The organism is Streptomyces sp. JNUCC 64 (genome assembly GCF_054484115.1).
Map to the genome: position 1 here is coordinate 5,671,800 of NZ_CM137015.1, position 21,825 is coordinate 5,693,624.

Genomic DNA, 21,825 nt, shown 5'->3' on the forward strand with positions numbered 1-21,825 from the left:
GTCATGGACACCACGTGGGGTCCCGTGTACCTCCGTCCGCCCGGTGGCGGGACCGAGTGGTGCGCGTGTCGCGATGACGTGCGTCCTGCGGAGGTGAGGGACCGACTCCGGCCCGTGCTGGCGGAGTTGAACCTACGCAGTGGTCGAGGAGGTGGACAGCTTTGAGTAGGTGCTTTCGTCACATCGAGTGGAGCTCGCGACAGTTGGGCTCGTGGGGGGCGCGGGCGTGCGCACATTTCGTTCCGGGGCCTCCCCGGTGGGGGGCGGTTCCGCCGTCGGGTGCGGAGTCCGGGGTGGCCACGTGATCGGGCGACTGCGCCTGAGGCCCCGTGACACCCCGGCGGTGCTGGCCGACCCCGTCCCGCTGTACGTCACCACCGGGACGGCCGCCGGGATCACCGCGCCCCGGACCGCCTACCGCGCGCTGGTGTTCGCGGAGGGTCCCGTCATCGGCACCGCGCGGCGCGGGCGGACCGTGCTCGGGTCGTTCACCAGCCCTTATCCCGGACGGGTCCTGCGCTGGCTGCGGAAACAGGCGCTGCGCATCGCCGACGGGCTGGACCCCGACCCCTCGGCGACGGCCTGCCCGGTGACCCTCCTCCACGTCGACCCGGACGCCCACCCCCACGACGTCCCGGCCACCCTCCGCGACTGGGCCCACCGCGACGGCACCCGCGCCGAGGCCCGTCGACGGCTCCTCGCCGGAGAACCCTTCGCCCTCCTCAGCTCCGACCACTCCGGCGCCTACGCCCTCACCGCCTGGCCCCTCAGCGTCACCACCACTCCCACCACCGGCAGGGAACCATGACCGACGACGAACCCGGGACCGACGACGGACGCGGTCCCGGCCCCGGACCGATGCGACTGGACGAACTCCGCAGCGCGCTCGACAACTTGGCGGAGTGGCCCGGTACCGCCCTCTGGCCCGATGTGCAGACGCTGGCGGGGCGGGTCGCCCTCCTGGTGTGGGAGGAGTTGAAGGCGCGGCGGCTGTGGGACCAGTTGCCGTCCGCCGAGCGCGCCGCGATGCACTGGACGCTCACCACCGGCCACACCGTCCGCACCGGATGGGCGCCGGACGTCACCGACTGGCGGCCGGTGATCGCCGGACTCCGCCGCGAGTGCGCGTTCTTCGCCTTTTACTGCGAACCGAGGCGCGCCGAACGCTGGCCCGAGGCGGACGGCCGTCTGAGGGAGGGGGAGCAGGCGGCGCAGGGCCTCGCCTGGTACCTGTCCTTCCGTCCCGCCTGGCGCGCCGAGGTCTTCCGCGTCCTGGAGGCCGCCGCCCATCGTTCCGGGGGCGACCCCGACAGCCCCGATGGTCCTGACGGCCCTGAGGGCGAACGCCCCTCCCTGTGGGAGGTGTTGGGCGCGGTCCAGCAGCGTTCCGGGAGGGGAGGGGAGCCGGGGGACGCGCCCCCGGGCGAGCGGGCGGAGAGCGTCGACACCGCCGCGCGGTTCGCGGCGCTGCCCGAGGGCTGGCAGGTGGAGACCCTGCGCCGGATCGCCCAGGGTCAGGGCCCCCGCCAGGCGGTGACCGGCGCGGTACGGGCGATCGCCGCGCTGCCCCACTTCGGCGTACCGCTCCATCCCGCGCCCCCGCCGTGAGCCGTTCCCCCGCGCCTGACTCGTGCCACCACCGCGCAGGGCCTCGTACGGGGCCCGTGCTCCCCACCGGGAACGGCCTGGTACGCGGCCCGTCCTCCCCACCGCGAACGGTCCCGTACGCGGCCCGGGCCCCCGCCGCGAGCCGTCCCCGCGCGGTCCGCGTCACCCCAAGGTCCCCGTCCCCCCCCCAGGGTCCGCGTCCCCACGGGCCGCGTTTCCCCATGGAGGGGCGCCCCGGCCTCTCCCCGCCCGGCTGTCCCGTCGCCGGGCGGGGGGAGCACCACCAGCGGACCGGCGCGGGCATCGACCACCGCCCGGGCCCGGACGGACCACCAACGGAACCACGGACGGGACCCCTCCCAAGGAACCCCCACCGGACGCGGACGGGACGCGGACGGACCACCGACGGGTCCCGCACGGGACCGCACGGGACGCGGACGGACCACCGATGGGGCCTGGGCAGGACCCGGGCGGACGGAACCGCACCGACCCGACACAGACGAAGGGACCGGCCCATGACCACATCGGCCATCGAACCGCCGACGCGGCGGCCGTTCGCGGGGATCGCCTCGCTGGAACTGGAGATCACCGGCGGCTGCCCCCGCTGGTGCGCGCACTGCCGGTCGGAACCGGACTCCGGGGCGGCGCGGGGCGCGATGACGGCCGCCGACTGGCGGCAGGTGATCACCGACGCCGCCGCGCTCGGCGTCCCGCACGTCCGGATGACCGGCGGCGAGCCGACCACCCACCCGCACTGGCGGGACTTCGTGGAACTCGCGTTGTCGCTGGGGCTGGAGGTGGAGGTGCACAGCGATCTGATCCGAATGCGGGAGGAGTGGTGGGAGCTGTTCGCCCGGCCCGGGGTCACCCTGGCGACCACCTACTACAGCGACTACCCGACCCAGCACGACCACCTCACCGGGTACCCCGGCAGCCACACCCTCACCCGGTACCACATCCGTCAGGCCCTGCGACGGGGCATCCGGCTCCGGGCCTGGATCGTGGACCTGTTCCCGGGGCAGCGGGTCCGCTGGGCGCACACGGACCTGAGGTCCCTGGGCGTCGAACGGATCACCGTGGACCGGGTCCGGCCGGTGGGACGCGGTCCGGGTCCGGGCGCGCCGTCGTCGTCGTGGACGGCACCGGGCCCGGACGAGACGCTCACCCGGTACGGCCGGGGCCGCGCCACCGTCCTCCCGAACGGGAACCTCGCGGGGTGCGTGCTCTCCCGCGACTTCCCGGCGGGCAACGTCCGGCGGACCCCGCTCGCCGTGCTCCTCGGCCGCCCTCCGGAGGGACGCGCCGCCCTCGCCGTGAACGTTCCGCCGCCGTGATCCGTGACGCGTTGATCGACGGTCCGCCCGCCGAGTCCGGCGCCCACTGCTGTGCCTGCGGGCGCTGGACGACCGCCCCGGTGGTCATCGGCTACGGCAGCCGCGACGGTACCGGCTTCGTCCCCCACCACGCCTGCCCCCGCCATGTCACCGACCCGCTCCGGGGCGCGGGTGGCGGCCGGGCCGAGGTGGCCCCGGCGGTCCGGCGGGACCCGGAAGGGAGGGCGGCCTGAGCCCGTACGTGCTCCTGGCGACGGCGCCCCCGCCGCCCCGTCCCTCCGCACCGCGTACCCCGCTGCGGGGTGCGCGGTGCTCCCGCTCCCGCCTCTCCGCTTCCGGCGCACGGCCCGTGGCGGGGCACCCGCGCAGTTCCCCGCGCCCCTGACGGGGCCTTCCGCCCGGCGCTCGGCTCACGGCCGTGGTGGGTTGTTCGCGCAGTTCCCCGCGCCCCTGGTGGGGCTTTTTGCCCGGTGTTCGGCTCATTGGCCCGTGGTGGGTTGCTCGCGCCGTTCCTCGCGCCCCTTTGGGGCGTTCTGGTCGGGGTGCGTGGGTCTGTGTGGGTGTCGTCGTCCTGTTGGCGGGCCCCGAAAGGGGCGCGGGGAACTGCGCGAGCGACCCCCGCCGGAGGGAAAGCCGCCGACGAACGATCCGTCCCACTCCGTGGGCGCACCCCCGTCCACCCGAGGCCGGACATCCACCCGGGCCGGGGCGCCCCGAAAGGGGCGCGGGGAACTGCGCGAAGAACCCCCGCCGGGGGGAAAGCCGCCGACGAACGATCCACCCCACCCGGTGGGCGCCCCGGGAAACCCGAAGGGGGTGCGGAGGCCGAAGCCCCGCACCCCCTCCGTGCGTACCGGCGGAACCGGCGGAACCGTCAGCCCGCCGAAGCCGCCGAAGCCGCCGAAGAGCCCGCGCCCGCGTCGGCGTCCTGGGCCCGCAGCGCCCGCTCCACCCCGGAGCGGGCCTCGGACACCAACCGCGCCAGCGCCGCCCCCGGCTTCGCCGAAGCCACCCACGCGTCGGTCGCGGCGACCGTCCCGGGGGAGACCTGGAGCGCCGGGTACAGCCCCACGGCGATCTGCTGGGCCATCTCGTGCGAACGGGACTCCCAGACCCCGGCCACCGCCGCGAAGTACTTCGCGGTGTAGGGCTCCAGCAGCTCCCGCTGGTCGGTCTGGACGAACCCGCCGATCACGGCCTCCTGCACCGCGTTGGGCAGCGCGTCGGACTCCACCACGGAGGCCCACGCCTCGGCCTTCGCCTCGGCGGTGGGCCGCGCCGCCCGCGCGGTCGCCGCGTGCCGCTCGCCCGCCGCCGTGCGGTCCCGCTCGTACTCCCCGGCGATCTCCGCCTCGTCGAAGCGGCCGACCGCCGCCAGCCGCTCCACCAGCGCCCAGCGCAGCTCGGTGTCCACGGCGAGGCCCTCGACGGTCTGCGTCCCGTCGAGCAGCCCTTCGAGCAGATCGAGCTGCTCGGGGGTGCGCGCCGTCGCGGCGAACGCCCGCGCCCACGCCAGCTGGTGGTCGCCGCCCGGCTCGGCGGCCCGCAGATGCGCCAGGGTCGCCTCGGTCCAGCGGGTGAGCCCGGCCTCCCGCCACGCCGGGGCCGCGTACAGGTCCAGCGCCAGCTTCGCCTGCCGCTGGAGCGACTGGACGACGCCGATGTCGGACTCCTTGGCGATGCCGGACAGCACCAGCTCCAGGTAGTCCCGGGTCGCCAGCTCCGCGTCCCGCGTCATGTCCCAGGCGGACGCCCAGCACAGGGCGCGCGGCAGCGACTCCGCGAAGTCGCCCAGGTGCCCGGTGACGTACGCCAGCGACTCCTCGTCCAGCCGGACCTTCGCGTACGACAGGTCGTCGTCGTTGAGCAGCACGACCGCCGGACGGGCGGTGCCCACCAGCTGCGGCACGGCGGTCAGCTCGCCGTCCACGTCCAGTTCGATCCGCTCGCCGCGCACCAGCTTGCCTTCGGCGTCGGGGGAGTAGAGGCCGATGGCGATGCGGTGCGGTCGCAGCGTCGGCTCGCCCTTCGCCCCGGCGGGCAGCGCGGGCGCCTCCTGGCGGACCGCGAAGGAGGTGATGACGCCGTCCGCGCCGGTCTCGATCTCGGGCCGCAGGATGTTGATCCCGGCGGTCTCCAGCCACCGCCGCGACCAGTCCCGCAGGTCCCGCCCGGAGGTCTCCTCCAGCGCGCCCAGCAGGTCGGACAGCCGGGTGTTGCCGAAGGCGTGCCGCTTGAAGTACCGCTGCACACCGGTGAAGAACTCGTCCCGGCCGACGTACGCCACCAGCTGCTTCAGGACGGACGCGCCCTTGGCGTAGGTGATGCCGTCGAAGTTGACGAGGACGTCGTCCAGGTCACGGATGTCGGCCATGATCGGGTGCGTCGAGGGCAGCTGGTCCTGCCGGTACGCCCAGGTCTTCATGGAGTTGGCGAACGTGGTCCACGAGTGCGGCCAGCGCGAACCCGGGGCGTCGGCCTGGCAGGCGATGGAGGTGTAGGTGGCGAACGACTCGTTCAGCCACAGGTCGTTCCACCACTCCATGGTGACCAGGTCGCCGAACCACATGTGGGCCAGCTCGTGGAGGATCGTCTCGGCGCGGACCTCGTACGCGGCGTCCGTCACCTTGGAGCGGAACACGTACTGGTCGCGGATGGTCACCGCGCCCGCGTTCTCCATCGCGCCCGCGTTGAACTCCGGCACGAACAGCTGGTCGTACTTGGCGAACGGGTAGGCGTAGTCGAACTTCTCCTGGAACCAGTCGAAGCCCTGCCGGGTGACCTCGAAGATCGCGTCCGCGTCCAGGAACTCGGCCAGCGACGGACGGCAGTAGACGCCCAGCGGCACGGACTGCCCGTCCTTCTCGTACACGCTGTGCACCGAGTGGTACGGGCCGACGATCAGGGCCGTGATGTAGGTGGAGATCCGGGGCGTCGGCTCGAAGACCCAGACGTCGTCCTTGGGCTCCGGCGTCGGCGAGTTGGAGATCACCGTCCACCCGGTGGGCGCCTTCACGGTGAACTGGAACGTCGCCTTGAGGTCGGGCTGCTCGAACGAGGCGAACACCCGCCGCGCGTCCGGGACCTCGAACTGCGTGTACAGGTACGCCTGGTCGTCCACCGGGTCGACGAACCGGTGCAGGCCCTCGCCGGTGTTGGTGTAGGCGCAGTCCGCGACCACCCGCAGCTCGTTGTGCCCGGCCAGCAGGCCCGGCAGCGCCACCCGCGAGTCGGCGAAGACCTCCGCCGGGTCCAGCGCGGCGCCGTTCAGCACCACCTCGTGGACCGTGGGGGCGACCAGGTCGATGAAGGACTCCGCACCCGCCTCGGCGCAGTCGAAGCGGACCGTGGTCACCGAGCGGTAGGTGCCGCCCTCCTGCGCGCCGCTGAGATCGAGGTCGATCCCGTAGGAGTCCACGGTCAGCAGGGAGGCGCGGCGCTGCGCCTCCTCGCGGGTCAGATTCGTGCCGGGCACGCGCTCATCTCCTAGATCACAAGACGATTCATGACGTTTCCCGCCATCTTTCCACGCGTCCGGGACCGGCCGCCCCGGGATATCCGGCCGGTCGCCCACCGGGCGCGCGCGGGTCGTGCGCGGGTCCCGCGCCGGTGGTCCACCCGTCCGGTACGAGGTCCGTATCCCGCCGGTACGGGCCCCCTGCCCACGGCAGGCTGAGGTCATGCCGACCACCTCACCGACGCCGACCACGTCACCCGTACCGCCCGCGTCACCCGCGCCGGGCACCGCGCGCCACCGTGCCCTCCCGATCCCGCCGGACGTCCTCGCCCGGCTCAGGACCACCGACGACGCGGGCCACCACCGCGAGCCGTACCCCGACCCCCGGGGCGGCGCCCCGCTGCGCTGCTGTCTGCGCGCCAGCCGCCAGGGCGAGACGATCGCGCTGGTCGGCTACGCGCCGCTGCGCCGCTGGGCCGCCGCGCGGGGCGCCGATCCCGGCGCCTACGACGAGTGCGGCCCGGTCTTCGTCCACGCCGGGGAGTGCGGGGGCCCGGCCCCCGACGGCCCCCGCTACCCCTTCGCCCGGCCCGGCGCGCTGCGCGTGCTGCGCCGGTACGACGGCCGGGGGCGGATCGCGGGCGGGCGGCTGTTCGTGATCCCCGAGGACCCGGACCCCGCCTTCGACGCGGCGCTGGACGAGGCGTTCGCCGACCCGGAGGTGACCCAGGTCCACGTCCGGGCGGTCGAGTACGGTTGCCTCCACTTCGTGGTGCACCGTCCGGTGGCCTGATCCGGACGGTCCCCTGGGGGGCTCCCCTCCCGCCCCGGTGGAGGACCCCCGGCCCACCCGTCCCCTCCGCCACGGGCGGGCCGGTGCCGTGGGTGGCGGAGCCCCGGCGCCCACGGGCACGACGCCGTTGTCCCGGGCGCCGCCCGTGCCGAGCCTGGGGGGATGACCACCGACCTGGGCCGTCTCTTACGGATCTTGCTGGGCTCACGGGCTCCGGCACGGCACTCCCCCCGGCTCCGCCCGGGGGGACCCCCGGCCGCGTTGCCGTCGGTCGCCGACGTCCCCCGGGCCCGGGGAGCCCGGGAGGCGCCCCCACCGCGTGGGCTCCGTCCGCCGCCTCGTGACCGCACGCACCGGACCCCGCTCCCCGATCCAGCCGGAGCCGGGAGGAACGACCGGGGCGGGCCGCCGCCCGCCGGGCGTCCGCTCACCCCGGCGCGGGCCCGGGCCGCCGTGCTCGCGACCGCCGCCGCCACCTTCACCGTCGTCACCACCGAGATGCTGCCCGTCGGACTGCTCAGCCCCGTCGGGGCGGGGCTCGGCGTCTCCGAGGGGACCGCCGGGCTCGCCGTCACCCTGCCGGGGCTCGCCGCCGCCGTCACCGCCCCCCTCTTCCCGGTCCTCGCGGGCCGCCTCGACCGGCGGGCGCTGCTCGGCGCGCTGCTGGCGCTGCTGGCCGTCGCCAACCTGGTCAGCGCGCTCGCCCCGGTCTTCTGGGTGCTGCTGGCCGCCCGGGTCGCCGTCGGGATCTGCCTCGGCGGGGTGTGGACCGTCGCCGCCGGACTCGCCCACCGGCTGGTGCCCGCGCCCGCCGTGGGCCGGGCCACCGCCGTGGTCTTCAGCGGGATCGCGGTCGCCTCCGTGGTCGGAGTCCCGGCGGGCACCCTGACCGGGCAGCTCGCCGGATGGCGCTGGGGCTTCGCGGTGGTCGGCGCGCTCGCCGCGCTGGTGGCCGTGGTGCTCACGGCACTGCTGCCGCCGCTGCCCGCCGGGGAACCGGTGCGGCCCCCGGAGATGGCCGCGCTGCTGCGGACCCGGGCGCTGCGCACCGGACTGCTGGTCGTCGGAGCGCTGGTCACCGGCCACTTCGCGGCCTACACCTACGCCCGCCCGGTCCTGGAGGGGGTGGACGGGATCACCGCCGGGGCGATCAGCGGGCTGCTGCTGGCCTACGGGGTCGCGGGGGTGGTCGGCAACTTCGCCGCCGGGGCCGTCGCCGCGCGCTCGCCCCGGCGCGCCCTGCGGGGGATCGCCACGGCCCTGGCCCTGGCGGTGCCCCCGCTGGCGGTGACGTCCGGCAGTGCCGCGCTCTCGGTGCTCCTGCTGCTGGTGTGGGGGCTCGCCTACGGCGGGGTCTCGGTCTCCGCGCAGCACTGGATGGTGGGCGCGGTGCCGGACGGGGCCCGGGCCAGGGAGGCGGCCTCGGGGCTGTTCGCGGGGGTCTTCAACACGGCGATCGCGCTGGGCGCGGGGGTGGGCGGGGCCTCGGCGGACGCCTTCGGCGCGTCCGGCGTCCCCCTCCTCACCGGGGCGCTGTCGGCTACGGCCCTGGTCCTGCTCCTCGCCCGGCCCGGGACGCGGTAGCCCGTCCGTCCGTTCCGCGCGGACCCGAACCCGGTGGGTTCGCCGATTCCCGCACGGGCCAACAGGGGAACCCGCAACCAGCGCCTGCGGGCCGAGCACTTCCGGACGACCGGCCGGCTCCGCCGAGGGGCGGTATGCGTGACCGCCGTCGCCGGGCCGCCGAAAGGCGGGCCCGGGGCGGCTGCGGTTCTCCACCGCGTGGCCCCGCGCGTCGGCGCGGGGCTGCTCCGCGCGGGGTGCGCCGGGTGTGGGCCGAGGCGGCGGGGACGGGGAGCGGGTCCTTGCTCTCACCACGGCCTGAACGGACTCGGCCATCGGCGATCACTTTCGGTCTTTCCCCTTGAACCGGCGGACCGGACTGATGAAATGATCACTGGCCGATCCGCCCCTGTCACCGTGGAGTCCTCATGAACTGGCTGGACGCCGTCCTGAAGATCGTCACCCCCCTCGAGCCGATCATCGTGCCCCTGATCACGAGCAACCGTGATGTGAAGCACGACATCAAGCCCCTCTCCTGACCCTGTTCCGAAGCCGGCAGCCGGCGGCTCCCGCTGCCGTCGCCGACGGGAGCCCGCCCATGCGTATCGCCGCCCTGTTCCGCGGGTTCGCCTCGACGTTCCTGCGGCCCCGGCCGCCGCGAACGGAGCGGGCCGAACCCCTCAGCCGTGCGCAGATCCTCGCCCTTCTGGACGAGTTGCCCGTCAGTGAGTGGCGCTACGACTGGGACCCCGACACCCTGCACATCGGGCCCATGGCCCAGGACTGGCGGGCCGCCTTCGGCTACGGCCGCCGCGAGACCACCATCGACGTCGTTGACGCCCAGGGCGTCCTGATCGCCGCCGTCCAGGAACTCTCCCGCCGCCTGCGCCACCTCGAAGAACAACACCCCCCACCGCACTGCCGCTGCGCACACACCACCGAACCCGAACCCGATCCGGGAACCCCGCGAACAAGGACCAGCCCGTGAACACCTTCCGCCGCGCCGCCGCGCTCTCCGCCGCGACCGCGTTCGCCCTGCTCGGCTCCGCGACCCTGCTGACCTTCGGGACCTCCGTACGCGAGATCTTCGGCCTCACCGTCGGTATCGGCGCCTGAACCGGCTCCCCCGCTGGCCGGGCATGGTCCCGGCGGTGGAACCGGCTGGACCTGTCGATCGGGGACGGCCGGTTCACCACCTGCGCGCCCGCACACAAACGACCGTCGGGCTCCGGGACGGTCGCGCCCCGAAGGGGGTGCAGTACCGGAGCAGGGGAGGACACATGATCAGCGTGAGAAGCCACTTCGGACGCATGACGGCGTCGGTACTGGGAGCGGTTCTGGCCGTGACCGGGCTGATGGCGGGTGGGGCCGGGACGGCGTCCGCGGTCGTCGGCGGGACCGACGCCCCGGCGGGCGCGTACCCCTACCAGGTGTCACTCCAGTCCCAGGGTCCCACCGGCTGGCACGCCTTCTGCGGCGGCTCGATCATCAGCGAACGGTGGGTCCTGACCGCCGCCCACTGCGTCGACGCCGCGCCCGCCGGCCGGATACGGGTCGCCGCCGGGTCGAACACCCTCGACCCGGCGGGCACCATCCACCACGTGCAGGAGACGATGCGCCACGAGAACTACAACGGCAACGCCGCGGGCAGCCCGAACGACATCGGCCTCCTCAAACTGAGCACCCCCCTCACCTACATCCCGCTCGTCCAGCCGATCGCCCTCCCGGACCCGCCCGCGTACCCCGCCGGTGGTGCGGCCCTCACCGGCTGGGGCCGACTCGGTAACGGCGAGAAGCCGAACACCCTCCAGCACGCCACCGTCACCCTCCTCACCCTGGCGGAATGCAGGTTGCGCTGGCTGGGCCAGAACATCAACGCCGGCCACCTCTGCACCCTCGACAGGACCCCTCCCGTATCGGCGTGCGAGGGCGACAGCGGCGGCCCGCTCGCCCAGAACGGCCGGGTGATCGGCATCATCAGCTGGGGCCACACCACGTGCAGCGGCGCGTACCCGTCCGTCTACACCAACGTCGCCGCCCACCGCACCTGGATCACCGGCAAGACCGGCATCTGACAGCTCTCACGCCGTCCCCGCTCCAAAGCGACGGCACCACGGTTCTCACCCACGCCTGCAACCCTCCGGGCTCCGGCGTGCGGAACGACAGCTTCACCTTCCAGCCCGCCTGACAAGGCCCACGCCCGGCTGGCGCGGACCGGACACGGCCCCGGACCACGCCAGCACGGGTGACACAGGCCGCCGCTTGCCCGCGCCCATGATGGCCAAGGAGGGTGAGCCCGGCGGTCGGGGACCCGCCCCCGGGTGGCGGTCCCGGTCTGACGCGCGGGTGTGGCAGGTGTTCTCCATGACCCGTTCTCATCGTCCACACATTCGACATGGAGGGCGGAGTGTGGGATTCCGGCAGGGCGGGGTCCGGGGCGGATCGAGAAGAATCCGGTCAGATGGTCACACCGGACACCGCCGCGGATGGATGGAGTCGTGTGCGTGTTCGGGGCGGTACCGACGTGGCGCCGGTGATCGGGTCAATCTGGTTTCGCGGTCTGTGAGCTGGGGGTTCGCCGCTGTCAGACTCGCCTCCGGACTGCGGGCAACGAGGTGCCGCGGCGCTCGGGGAGGGGACGGCTCATGGCGTTCATGCGGTACAAGGCGACGGGCTTCGCGTGGGCGATGGCCTACCCGGGAGAGGAGTGGAAGGTCCTGTTCCGCCGGGGGGAGGAAGCCGCTCTGGCCAACGGGCGGTCGCTGGTCTCCTCGGGGCCGCTGACCACGGTGGTGACCCACTTCCAGGGAGTGCCGGAGGCGTACCGGAAGTCGAGCGAGGCGGTGGTGATGACACCGCCGGACCGCGGGTCGTGGACGACGCTGTTCGTCCGCGGCGGCAGCATCCTGTTCTACAACTGGGACCGGGGGCAGCTCGGCGAGGGCCGGTGGGACGCCTTCTACAACTGGGGCACCGCGCTGCCCGAGTTCTTCCGTTCCCAGGTCGACGCCCTGCTCCAGGCGCCGAACGCGGCGGACGGAAACTGGCAGACGTACTTCTTCAAGGGCCCGCGGGTGCTGACCCTGCACTGGACCACCGGGGTGGTCCGCAACGCGCTGATCACCGAGGGGCCGGATGCGTCGGGCTGCGCGGGCTGGGCCCGGCTGCCGGAGGGCTTCCGCTCCGATCTCGACCAGGTGATCGCCTACAAGCCGGCCACCGACGGCACCCGGCAGAGCCTGCTGGTCAAGGGCGACCAGGGGCTCTTACTGAACTGGCGGACCGGCCCGGTCGGCGCCGCCGGAAAGCTGCACGAGCTCGGGATACCGGGCCTGACCGCGCTCCCCGAGCCGTACCGGACCCCCTACCGCACCGTGACGGGCACCTGGAAGAACGACACCGGCACCGGCCAGCGCGCTGAGCTGCGCGTGGACCTGGAGGGCAGCCGGGCCCTGTGCATGGTCAGCGGTGACATCTTCAACGCGGACGGCTCCTACTACAGCTCGTTCCGCAGCACCGACGCCCTGACCGTCGAACAGCACGGCGACCGGTACACCCTGGCCCAGACCGGCCTGGCCTGGTCCGGCAGCGTCGCCCAGACCACCCTCACCCTCACCGTCCCCCGGGTCCCCGCCACCGCCACGCCCACCGCCGCCTCCCTCTCCCTCACCAAGCCGGACGGCACCGGCCCGATCCAGTTCGCCTGCGCGCAGACCAGCACGGCGCTGCGGACGCTGGAGCTGGAGACCGACACGATCGAGGGGGTGGAGGTCTTCCAGAGCTACGACACCACCCTGGCGCCGGTGCCGCCCGGCTACCGCAACCGGGTGCTGAGCGTCACCTCCGCCTACGCCGAGGCCGGGATAGAGATCCGGGCCGCCGGTACCGCCAACACCATCGCCGACAGCTCCGGCACGGACCTGCGGTGGTCGGCGTCCGAGCTGTACGCGGCGATGAGGGCGAACTACAGCCTCCGCGGCACCGGCCCCCAGTGGAAACTGTGGGCGTTCATCGCCTCCTACAGCTCCACGGACGCCTTCGGGCTCATGTTCGACACGCAGTTCCGGGGCCGTAACGGCCTGGTCATCCTCCACAAGACCCTGCGCGACCACCAGGCGCTGGGCACCGCCTACGAACTCCTCACCTACGTCCACGAGATCGGCCACGCCTTCAACCTGTCCCACTCCTGGCGCAAGGACATCAACGATCCCCCGTCCCCCCTGGGCCCCAACCAGGGCTACGGCGAACTGTCCTGGATGAACTACCCCTGGGGATACGACGACGGAGCGGTCCGGCAAGGCGCCGAACACTTCTGGCAGGACTTCCCCTTCCACTTCTCCACCGACGAACTGCGCCACCTGCGGCACGGCCACTACCGGCACGTCGTGCCCGGAGGCTCCGCCTTCCAGACCAACGGCGCGCTCCTGCCCGACGAAGCCCTCACCACGGCACAGACACCACTGCCGGACGACGGCTCCGGGCTGGTGCTGACCATCGGCGGAAAGCAGGTCTTCGGCTACGGCGAGCCGGTCACCGCCGAGCTGAAACTCTCTCTCACCGGCACACGCGCCGAGGTGACCGCCGCCCGGAACATCGGGCCGGGCGGTGAACGGACCCTCGTCCTGGTCACCGACCCCCGGGGCCGCACCACCCCGTTCCGCCCCATGGTCCGCGCCTGCCACGGGCACGGCGCCGCCGAGCAGACCCTCACCCTCACCGCCACGCAGCCCGCGCTGTACGAGACGGTCTACCTCGGCTACGGCGCCGACGGCCTCACCTTCGCCGACCCCGGCCTCTACCGGGTCACCGCCGTCCACACCGCCCTCGACGGCACCCGCCTCGTCTCCCCCACCCGCACCCTCCGCGTCCGCCTCCCCCTCGACCACGCCGACCAGGAAGCCGGCGAACTCCTCCTCGGCGACGAACAGGGCGCCCTCCTCACCCTCCTCGGCTCCGACACCCCCACCCTCACCGCCGGCAACGACGCCCTCCGGGAACTCATCGAACGCCACGGCGACCACCCGCTCGCCGCCCACGCCCGGCTCGCCCACGGCGCCAACGCCGGACGCCACTTCCAGACCGTCACCGACGGCCGCCTCACCGTCCGCCAACCCGACACCGCCACCGCCGTCACCGAACTCACCGACGCCATCAACACCTCCCGCACCGACGAGGCGACCGGCCTGGACAACCTCACCCTCAACGCCGCCATGCGCCGCCTCGCGACCGTCCACGCCAAAGCCGGCGACCTCGACCGCGCCGAAGCCGTCCTGACCGACCTCACCACCCACTTCCACCACCAGGGCGTCCCCATCCACGTCCAGCAGCACATCCAGCGACAGGCCGACGAAACACGCGCCGCCATCGCCGAACCGACCGACGACCAGCCCTGACAACACCCACCGGCACCGGGCCGGGGAACCGCACGGGACCCCGGCCCCCACCCCACACGCACACCCGACCGACAAGCAGCCCAGCGCCAGCAGGAGAACCGACGGTGCGCGTGCAGCCCGAAGGCGCCTCCCACGCCCTCCTCACACACCACGGCGGCTCCCTGACCATCCCCGCCGAAACACTGGAAGGCGGCAACGACGGCACCGCCACCGTCAACGGCGTATCCCACGTCGTGTCCATGGAGCCCCTGCCGGACGGCACCAAGCGGCCCTCCGGGCCACGCATGCCGACGGCGCGCCGGTCTGCCGCTCCATCCGGCCGGTGCGGGTTTCACGCCGCAGCTCAGCCACCGGGCCATGCCTCCGCCGTTGGCCCGCGCCGCCTACGGGCTCTACGACGGCCTGGACCTGCAGCGGGCCCGGGTACGCCGGATCTCGCTGAGGGCCGAGGCGCGCGATGCCGCCGGGGAAGCGGCGCAGCTGACGTTCGACTGGGGCACCGGGCATGCGCGGCTGCTGGAGACGGTGGCGGACCGGGCCCGTGCCCGGTGGGGCTGGGGATCTGGTCGAGGCCGCCGAAGTCCTCCTCGAAGACACGGAACTCCAACCGGGGCCTTCACACGCCGGGCCTGGTCCGGTCACGCGCGGGACGGACACCGGACGCCGGACGCGCGCGTGACGACCGCCGGACACGCAGGGGACGGACGACGGACGCCGACCACGTACACGCCGGACGCCGACCAGGCGCGGGACGGACGGCGGACGCGCGCGGGACCGGTGCGAGGCCGTGGCCCCGTACCGGTCCCGTGCGGTCGGGTCGGGGTCGGGTCAGGCGCTCAGCTCGGCGGCGACCAGCTCCGCGATCTGGACGGCGTTCAGCGCGGCGCCCTTGCGGAGGTTGTCACCGGAGAGGAAGAGGGAGAGCCCGTTGTCCACGGTCTCGTCCACCCGGATCCGGCCCACGTGGGAGACGTCGCCACCGGCGGCCTGGAGCGGGGTGGGGATGTCCGAGAGGGCCACCCCGGGCGCCCCGGCGAGCAGCTCGCGGGCCCGCTCGACGCTGACGGGCCGCGCGAAGCGGGCGTTGACCTGGAGCGAGTGACCGGTGAACACCGGCACCCGGACACAGGTGCCGGACACCTTCAGCCCGGGGATCTCCAGGATCTTCCGCGACTCGTGGCGCAGCTTCTGCTCCTCGTCCGTCTCGTGGGAGCCGTCGTCCACGACGCTTCCGGCGAGGGGGATCACGTTGAAGGCGATGGGCCGCTGGTAGACGCCGGGCTCGGGGAAGTCGACCGCCCCGCCGTCGTGGGTGAGCGCGTCGGCCCCCGCGACGACCTTCTGCGTCTGGCCGTGCAGCTCCGCCACCCCGGCGAGCCCGGAACCGGACACCGCCTGGTAGGTGGAGACGACGAGCGCCTCCAGGCCCGCCTCCTCGTGCAGCGGACGCAGCACGGGCATCGCGGCCATGGTGGTGCAGTTCGGGTTGGCGATGATCCCCTTGGGCCGGTCGGCGACGGCGTGCGGGTTCACCTCGGAGACGACGAGGGGCACCTCGGGGTCGCGCCGCCAGGCGGAGGAGTTGTCGATCACGACGGCGCCCTGTGCGGCGACCTTCTCGGCGAGGGCCCGGGAGGTGGCGCCGCCCGCGGAGAACAGCACGATGTCCAGACCGCTGTAGTCGGCGGTGGAGGCGTCCTCGACGGTGACCGGCGTGCCCTTCCAGTCGACGCTGGAGCCCGCGGACCGCGCCGAGGCGAACAGCCGCAGCTCACTGACCGGGAAGTCCCGCTCGGCGAGCACCTTGCGCATGACGGTGCCCACCTGACCGGTGGCTCCGACGATTCCGACCCTCACGGTGACTCCTTCTGGGGTGCTGCCCGGACGTGGGGTGCCCGGGGTACTACGGCGTCCGTACCGCGCTGTACGGGGTTATGGAGTGATGTGTCCCTCGTGTCCGTGCTTCCCTGACACGGGGGACGGGTGCACGGTCCCATGATGCGTCCGTTCCCGTCCCGTGTGTCCAATCCAGCGACCACGTTCCGCGGAGTGGGACGTCCGTCACGCCCGGACCGGGGGAGGGCCCACCCGTCCGGGGAGCCTGCGGGAAAACGGTCCGAACGCTCCGCGCGGGACCGGCGTCATAGGGGGGAACACGGGCGGTCCCACCGGGGCCGCCGGTGCGAGGGGAGGGAATCGGTGTCCTTGCTGTGGCGACGGGGCCGGAACGGGGGCGGACACGGGGTCCGCGCCGTGGAGCGGGAGTCCGGCGTGCTCCGGGCCGCCGGAGGGACCCGGGGGACCGACCCCCGGGAGCGGGGCGGCGGGCCCCGGAGCGACGGGGGGCGCGCGGCCGTGACCGGGCGCCGCGCGACGGGACCCGCCGCCCCGCTCCCGGCGGACCCGTCCGCCACGGTGCCGTCACCGAGAGGCGTCCCGGACCAGGGCCCTCCGGCGACGGACCGGGCGGCCGACCGCGCTCCCGACCGGGCGACGGACCGGGCGACGGACCGTGCCGCCGACCCGGTCGCGGCCCCGGTCGCGACGCCCGACGCGGCCCGGCCCGTGGACCAGCCCGCGTCCCAGCCTGCGGCCCAGGCCGTGGACCGGGCCGTGGCCCTGTCTGTGGACCCGGCCGGGCCGCCGCCCGCCGATCCGCTGGACGCCCCGCTGGAACGCCGGGTGCGGGCGATCCTGGCGCTCGGCGGAGTACCGCGGTCGGACCTGCCGGACGGGGTGCAGCAGGTCCGGCTGCGGTTGCTCGAACGCGCGGCGAAGGGGCAGGAGGCCCCGCGCGACCCGGCGGCCTGGGCGGCCGTCGTCGCCTCCAACCTCGCCGTGGACTGGCACCGCTCCCGGCGCCGTCAGGAACGGGTCGGCGAGCGCCTGGCCTCGCTGCGGACCGAGGAGTCGGGCGGCGGTGAGGAGACCCGGGTGCTGTCGGTGGCCCTGGCCCAGGGGCTGGACGGGCTCCCCGACGCGCAGCGCCAGGTGGTGGTGCTGCGGTTCTACGCCGATCTGCCGGTACGGGAGATCGCCGACCGGCTGGGCGTGCCGGAGGGCACGGTCAAGAGCCGGTTGTACACGGCGGTACGGGCGCTGCGGGCGCTCCTGCACGAGGACGAGGTGGTGTGAGATGGCCGGACGACTGCCCCACGACGACGTACCCGGGACGCCGGACGCGCCGGACGCCCTGCTCGCCGCGCTCCTCGACGAGCCGCCGTCCCCGGAGGCCCTCGCCGACCCGGACCGGGCCGCCGAATACCGGTCCGCCCTCGACGACGTCGCCCTCCTCCGCGCGGAACTGCGCCTGCTGGGCGACGCGCTGGCCGGTGCCCCGGAGGCCCCTGACACCCCTGACACCACAGCGGCTCCCCCGGACAAGGGTGCCTCCCGCGCCCCCGCCGGACCGCCCGCCCCGGAGCCCCCGGGCCCGCCGACCCCCGTCCCGCCCCTGCGCGCGGACCGCCCCCGTTTCCGCCCGCGCGGCGGCACCGGCTCCCCGTCCGGGCGCCCGCCGGGCCGTCCACGCGGACGATTCGCGCGGGGACTGATGGTGGGGGTCTCGGTGGCCGCCTGCCTGGCGGCGGTGGTCACCGGAGCGCACTGGTGGCTGAACAGCCCCGGGACGGCCCACCAGCTGTCGGACGCGAAGAGCGTGGCGCCCACGCTGGAATCCGATGCCTCGCCCCTGCCCCAGCGGGGCGTGCCGAAGGGGTCGAGCGCCCTGTCCCCGGAGGGCTTCGTCGCCTGCTCCCGGCTGATCGTGGAGGGCCGGGTCGTCAGGGTCGTCGAGGGGGAGACCGAGGTCCGGGTCACGGTGGACGTCATGCGGGCCTACAAGCCCTCCGGGGCCCTGGGCCGGATGACGTTCCCCATGGACCTCGACGCGGATCCCCGGCTGAAGCCGGACCAGGAGGTCCTGCTGACCTTCCCCGAGGGCGGTGACGAGCACCCGGACAACTGGGCCACGGATCCGGTGGAACGCGGCGAACTGCGCGATGTGGTGGTCCAGTCGCTGCCCGCCTCCCGGAAGCTCTCCTGCGAGGACGGGACGGCCCCCCGCGCCTGACGGGCGGCGGAGACCCCGGCGGGGCGGCGCGCCCCCGATCCGCCGGGGAGAACGCCGACGGGGCCGGTACGCGTGATGCGTACCGGCCCCGCCTCCGCGTCACGGACGGGCGTTACGGGGTGACCTTGTCCACCCGCACGCCGCCGATGCCCACGACCGAGCCGCGCTCGTTCACGAGCTGCGCCTCGCCGCGGAGCTGACGGCCCGGGGCCGTCGGCTCCTTCGCGACGACCTCGGCCGGGACCTGCACGCTGTCACCGAGGCCGAGCGGGAAGGTCCGCGACTCGTCGACGGTCACCGAGCCCAGCGAGGGGGCCAGGAACAGGTCCAGGTAGTCGTACGTGATCCCGTCACCGGGGACCGAGTAGCCGTCGACCTCGACGCGGTACACGCCGGCGGCCGGGTTGCGCACCGAGACGGCCTCCTCCGAGTCCGCGTCCGCCTTCTGGGCGATGGGCGTGGTCTCGTCGCCCCGGTACAGGTACAGGTCGAGGTCGGCACGGGCGTCGGAGGGCTTGCCGATCGACGCGTCCAGCCGGGTGGTGCCCTCGGGCACGGTGACGTAGTACGCCTCGACGGCACCGTTCTTGATGGACTTGCGCTCGGCCAGCGCGGAGCTGAGCGAGCCGCCCTTCAGCTTGCCCTGGACCGCCGCGAACTCGTTGGTGACCTTCCAGGAGACCGGCGCCGGAACGCCCGCCTTGGCCTCGGCGATGGTCTGCGTCGCCGGGTCGAAGGAGGCGCCGAGCACCGTCACGTCCAGCTTGTACGGGTTGTCCAGCAGCGGCGAGGTGCGCCGCGACTCGACCTCGATCTCCCACACGCCCGGCGTCGGGTTGGCGTAGGAACGCTGGTCCGGACGGCACTGGTTCAGCGGGTGCTCGAAGTTCGGGTAGCAGAAGATCGTGCTGGAGTTCTCCATCTGCACGCCGTACGGGTGCAGCGAGATGAACCGGGTCTGGCTCTTGTCGGCCAGTCCGCTCAGCCGGACCTCCAGGCTCTTCGCGCCCTCGGGGACCGTCAGGAAGTAGGACTGGTGGGCGTTGCGGGTGGAGACGCCGGACGCCGAGAACGTCGAGGACGGCTTGGCGATCGGGGTGGAGACCACGACCGTCGACATGACCTGGTGGTCGGTGCCCTCGGTGCGCGGGTCGTCGACCTCCAGGATCGCGCTGTGCACGCCGACCGAGGAGGGACGCGCCTGCACCTTCACGGTGACCGGGGTGTTCAGCGGCAGCCGGACCTCGTCGTCGCCGACGATCCGGAACGTGCCCTCGTGGTTGTTCTCCAGGTCCAGCTCGTGGCGGACCGGACGGTCGGGGCCGGTGGTGCGGGTGACGACGACGTCGTACGTCTTGCGCTCACCCTTCTTCAGGCCGCCCTCGCGGTCGTAGACGCCGGTGCCGAAGCCCGGGGTCTTCAGGGCCTGGTCGATGTTGGTGTCGACCGGCGCCTTCACCGTGTACTCGTGGGCCGTGGCGCCGCGCCGGATGGACTTCCAGGCGTCGACGATGTCGATCAGGCCGGTGCCCTGGGCGTGCGCCTGCTCGCCGCGGATCTGCTTCGCGGTGGAGGTCAGCGCGGTGCGCAGGGTGGCCGGGGTCAGCTCGACGTTGCGCTGCTTGGCCGCCGAGAGCAGCAGCGCCGAGGCGCCCGCCGCCTGCGGGGAGGCCATCGAGGTGCCCTGCAGCATCGAGTAGCCGGGCGGCAGCTGGTAGCCCGCCTCGGCGACCGGACCGCCCGCGGTCCAGGTCTGGGTGGTGTTGATGGCCGCGCCGGGCGCCGAGATGATCGGCGCGAAGCCGCCGTCCTCGCGCGGACCGCGGGAGGAGAACGGGATCATCGCGTAGGACTTGCGCACGCCGGAGCCGTAGTTGGCGGCCCAGGTCTCCTTGGAGATGGTCGCGCCCACGGAGATGACCTTGTCGGCGAGGCCGGGGTCACCGATGGTGTTGACGCCGGGGCCGTCGTTGCCCGCGGCGATGACGAGCTGCACGCCGTAGGTGTCGATGAGCCGGGCGTACAGCTCCGCGCGGGCGTTGTTGCCGTCGTTCAGCGCGGGCAGACCGCCGATGGACATGTTGACGATGTCCACACCGCGGTTGGTGACGAGGTCGATCATGCCCTCGGTCAGCGCGATGTTGGTGCAGCCGCCGCCCCAGGAGCAGGCGCGGGAGGAGACCAGCTTGGCGCCGGGCGCCGCGCCGTTCATCTTGCCGCCGAAGAGGCTGTTGGCCGCCGCGATGCCCGCGACGTGGGTGCCGTGGTCGCCCTCGATGATGCCGATGTTGACGAAGTCGGCCTTCTTGCCGACCCAGTCGCCGCCGTACGGGTCGGTGGGGACGTCCTTGCGGATCTCGATGACGAACGGCACCCGCTCGGCGATCTCCGTCGCCGGGTCGTCCTTGCCGAAGTAGCCGATCTGGAAGCCGTCCTTGTACGGCTTCAGGGCCTCGTCGTTGGTGAAGTCCTGGTCGTTGTCCAGGTCCACGCGGACGGTTCCGGCGGCCGGGTCGTAGAGCAGGCCCCAGACGTCGGTGGTGTCGCCGTCGCGGTTGAGGTCGCCCGCCGCGTCGCCGGTCGCGGTGACGTTCTCCCGGAACAGGCTGACCTGGTAGGCGCCCGCGGGAGCCTTCCAGCTCGTGTTGGCGTAGGAGAAGGTCGGCCCGCTGACCGGGTTGGTCATCCGGCGCCAGGTGTTGTCGCCGTCCAGGATCGGGTCGGTGCCCGTCACCCAGTCGACGATCTTGCGCTCACCGGTGGTCGTCTTCTGGAGCGCCGGGTGGCCGAGGTCCACGCCGGAGTCGATGACGCCGATGGTGATCCCGCGTCCGTCGGCCTTCGGGTTCTGGCGGACGAAGTCCACCGCGCCGGTCTCGAAGGACGGGTTGTACGGGTTCTTGGCCGCGGTGTTCCGGTCCGGGGCCGGGTAGGCGCCGGGGGCCGGGTTCCGCTGCCCCTTGGCGGACTTGGCGCCGCCCGAGGGGGAGGGGTCGTCCAGCTGGATCTCGTGGCGCAGGTCGATGCCCTGCACCGACGGCAGCTTGGCCGCCGCCGCGATCGCCGCGTCGGCCTTCCCGGTCGGCACGGTGGCCCGGACGTAGCCGAGCTTGTCGTGCGTCCGCGCCACCGAGCCGCCCTTGACGGCGTCGAGCTGGTCACGGACCTGCTCGGTCGCGCCGGGCTTGGTCGCGATCATCATGGTGACGTTCTTGTCGCCGTCGGCCTTGGCCTCGGCGAGCAGGTCCACGTCGGCGGCACCGAGCTTGGCGTCGGCGGGCTTGACCGCCGCGTCCACCGGCGCGGGTCCGTCACCGGAGGCGGAGAAGGCCGAGGGCAGCGGTCCGGCGGCGCTGAGCGCGGCCACGAGGCCCGCGGCCACGGCTATGCGGGCCGCGCGTCTCGCGCCGGAGCCGGACGCGTTGGGGGTGGGGGTCATCTCATCCCTGTGTGTGTCGGAGCGGATGGGTGGTCCGTCCCCGGGGCACCGTGCGGCCCGCGCCGTCGGGCGACCGGGTGGCGCGGACCGGGCGGGCGCCCGGGAAAGATCTCTCTGTCGGTGTCCGGCCGCGTTCGGATCCTCAGATCGCTCGGATCGCACAGAT

15 protein-coding genes are annotated in these 21,825 nt (G+C 73.8%); 12 read left to right on the forward strand and 3 right to left on the reverse strand.

What is annotated here, in order from left to right; translation table 11 throughout:
* The first annotated feature begins 301 nt into the window (after positions 1-301).
* The 4 genes from ACVWNX_RS23545 (at position 302) to ACVWNX_RS23560 (ending at position 3,175) form a co-directional block, all read left to right on the forward strand.
* Positions 302-808 (forward strand): hypothetical protein, encoded by a 507-nt coding sequence (locus ACVWNX_RS23545; protein WP_454409680.1) that lies wholly within the window; start codon positions 302-304, stop codon positions 806-808.
* On the forward strand, positions 805-1,608 hold the full coding sequence (locus tag ACVWNX_RS23550) for a hypothetical protein (RefSeq protein ID WP_454409681.1): 804 nt from the start codon (positions 805-807) through the stop codon (positions 1,606-1,608). Before ACVWNX_RS23545 ends, ACVWNX_RS23550 begins: the two co-directional genes overlap by 4 nt.
* Positions 1,609-2,123: 515 nt before the next feature.
* Positions 2,124-2,942 (forward strand): radical SAM/SPASM domain-containing protein, encoded by an 819-nt coding sequence (locus ACVWNX_RS23555; protein WP_454409682.1) that lies wholly within the window; start codon positions 2,124-2,126, stop codon positions 2,940-2,942.
* Positions 2,939-3,175: a hypothetical protein gene (locus ACVWNX_RS23560; protein ID WP_454409683.1), complete on the forward strand. Its 237-nt coding sequence runs from the start codon at positions 2,939-2,941 to the stop codon at positions 3,173-3,175. Before ACVWNX_RS23555 ends, ACVWNX_RS23560 begins: the two co-directional genes overlap by 4 nt.
* A gap of 641 nt (positions 3,176-3,816) precedes the next feature.
* Here the strand turns inward: ACVWNX_RS23560 and pepN are convergent.
* Entirely contained in the window at positions 3,817-6,417 is a 2,601-nt protein-coding gene (gene pepN, locus ACVWNX_RS23565) for an aminopeptidase N (RefSeq protein WP_454409685.1), read from the reverse strand.
* Positions 6,418-6,622: 205 nt separating this feature from the next.
* Between pepN and ACVWNX_RS23570 the strand changes: the two genes are divergently transcribed.
* The 6 genes from ACVWNX_RS23570 to ACVWNX_RS23595 all read left to right on the forward strand — a co-directional run bounded on the left by ACVWNX_RS23570 (position 6,623) and on the right by ACVWNX_RS23595 (position 14,148).
* Positions 6,623-7,192, forward strand: coding sequence for a DUF1203 domain-containing protein (locus ACVWNX_RS23570; RefSeq protein WP_454409686.1), 570 nt, complete (start codon positions 6,623-6,625; stop codon positions 7,190-7,192).
* A 453-nt stretch (positions 7,193-7,645) separates the two neighbouring features.
* Complete coding sequence (locus ACVWNX_RS23575; protein ID WP_454409688.1) at positions 7,646-8,776, forward strand: MFS transporter; 1,131 nt, start codon at positions 7,646-7,648, stop codon at positions 8,774-8,776.
* A gap of 577 nt (positions 8,777-9,353) precedes the next feature.
* Positions 9,354-9,743 (forward strand): tail fiber domain-containing protein, encoded by a 390-nt coding sequence (locus ACVWNX_RS23580; protein ID WP_454409689.1) that lies wholly within the window; start codon positions 9,354-9,356, stop codon positions 9,741-9,743.
* Entirely contained in the window at positions 9,740-9,871 is a 132-nt protein-coding gene (locus tag ACVWNX_RS23585) for a hypothetical protein (RefSeq protein WP_454409690.1), read from the forward strand. Before ACVWNX_RS23580 ends, ACVWNX_RS23585 begins: the two co-directional genes overlap by 4 nt.
* Positions 9,872-10,035: 164 nt before the next feature.
* On the forward strand, positions 10,036-10,830 hold the full coding sequence (locus ACVWNX_RS23590) for a serine protease (RefSeq protein ID WP_454409691.1): 795 nt from the start codon (positions 10,036-10,038) through the stop codon (positions 10,828-10,830).
* A 570-nt stretch (positions 10,831-11,400) separates the two neighbouring features.
* A complete protein-coding gene (locus tag ACVWNX_RS23595; RefSeq protein ID WP_454409692.1) occupies positions 11,401-14,148 on the forward strand; it encodes a zinc metalloprotease in 2,748 nt (915 codons plus the stop codon).
* A gap of 828 nt (positions 14,149-14,976) precedes the next feature.
* Here the strand turns inward: ACVWNX_RS23595 and ACVWNX_RS23600 are convergent.
* The gene (locus ACVWNX_RS23600) at positions 14,977-16,005 is read right to left on the reverse strand and encodes an aspartate-semialdehyde dehydrogenase (RefSeq protein ID WP_454409693.1); all 1,029 of its coding nucleotides are present in this window, start codon (positions 16,003-16,005) and stop codon (positions 14,977-14,979) included.
* A 756-nt stretch (positions 16,006-16,761) separates the two neighbouring features.
* Between ACVWNX_RS23600 and ACVWNX_RS23605 the strand changes: the two genes are divergently transcribed.
* Both ACVWNX_RS23605 and ACVWNX_RS23610 read left to right on the forward strand, forming a co-directional pair.
* Positions 16,762-17,283 (forward strand): RNA polymerase sigma factor, encoded by a 522-nt coding sequence (locus ACVWNX_RS23605; protein WP_454409695.1) that lies wholly within the window; start codon positions 16,762-16,764, stop codon positions 17,281-17,283.
* 1 nt (position 17,284) lies between these two features.
* Positions 17,285-18,220, forward strand: a complete 936-nt coding sequence (locus ACVWNX_RS23610; RefSeq protein WP_454409696.1) for a hypothetical protein — start codon at positions 17,285-17,287, stop codon at positions 18,218-18,220.
* A 112-nt stretch (positions 18,221-18,332) separates the two neighbouring features.
* Here ACVWNX_RS23610 and ACVWNX_RS23615 read toward each other — a convergent pair whose 3' ends face one another.
* Entirely contained in the window at positions 18,333-21,659 is a 3,327-nt protein-coding gene (locus tag ACVWNX_RS23615) for a S8 family serine peptidase (protein WP_454409698.1), read from the reverse strand.
* Between the last annotated feature and the right edge of the window lie 166 nt (positions 21,660-21,825).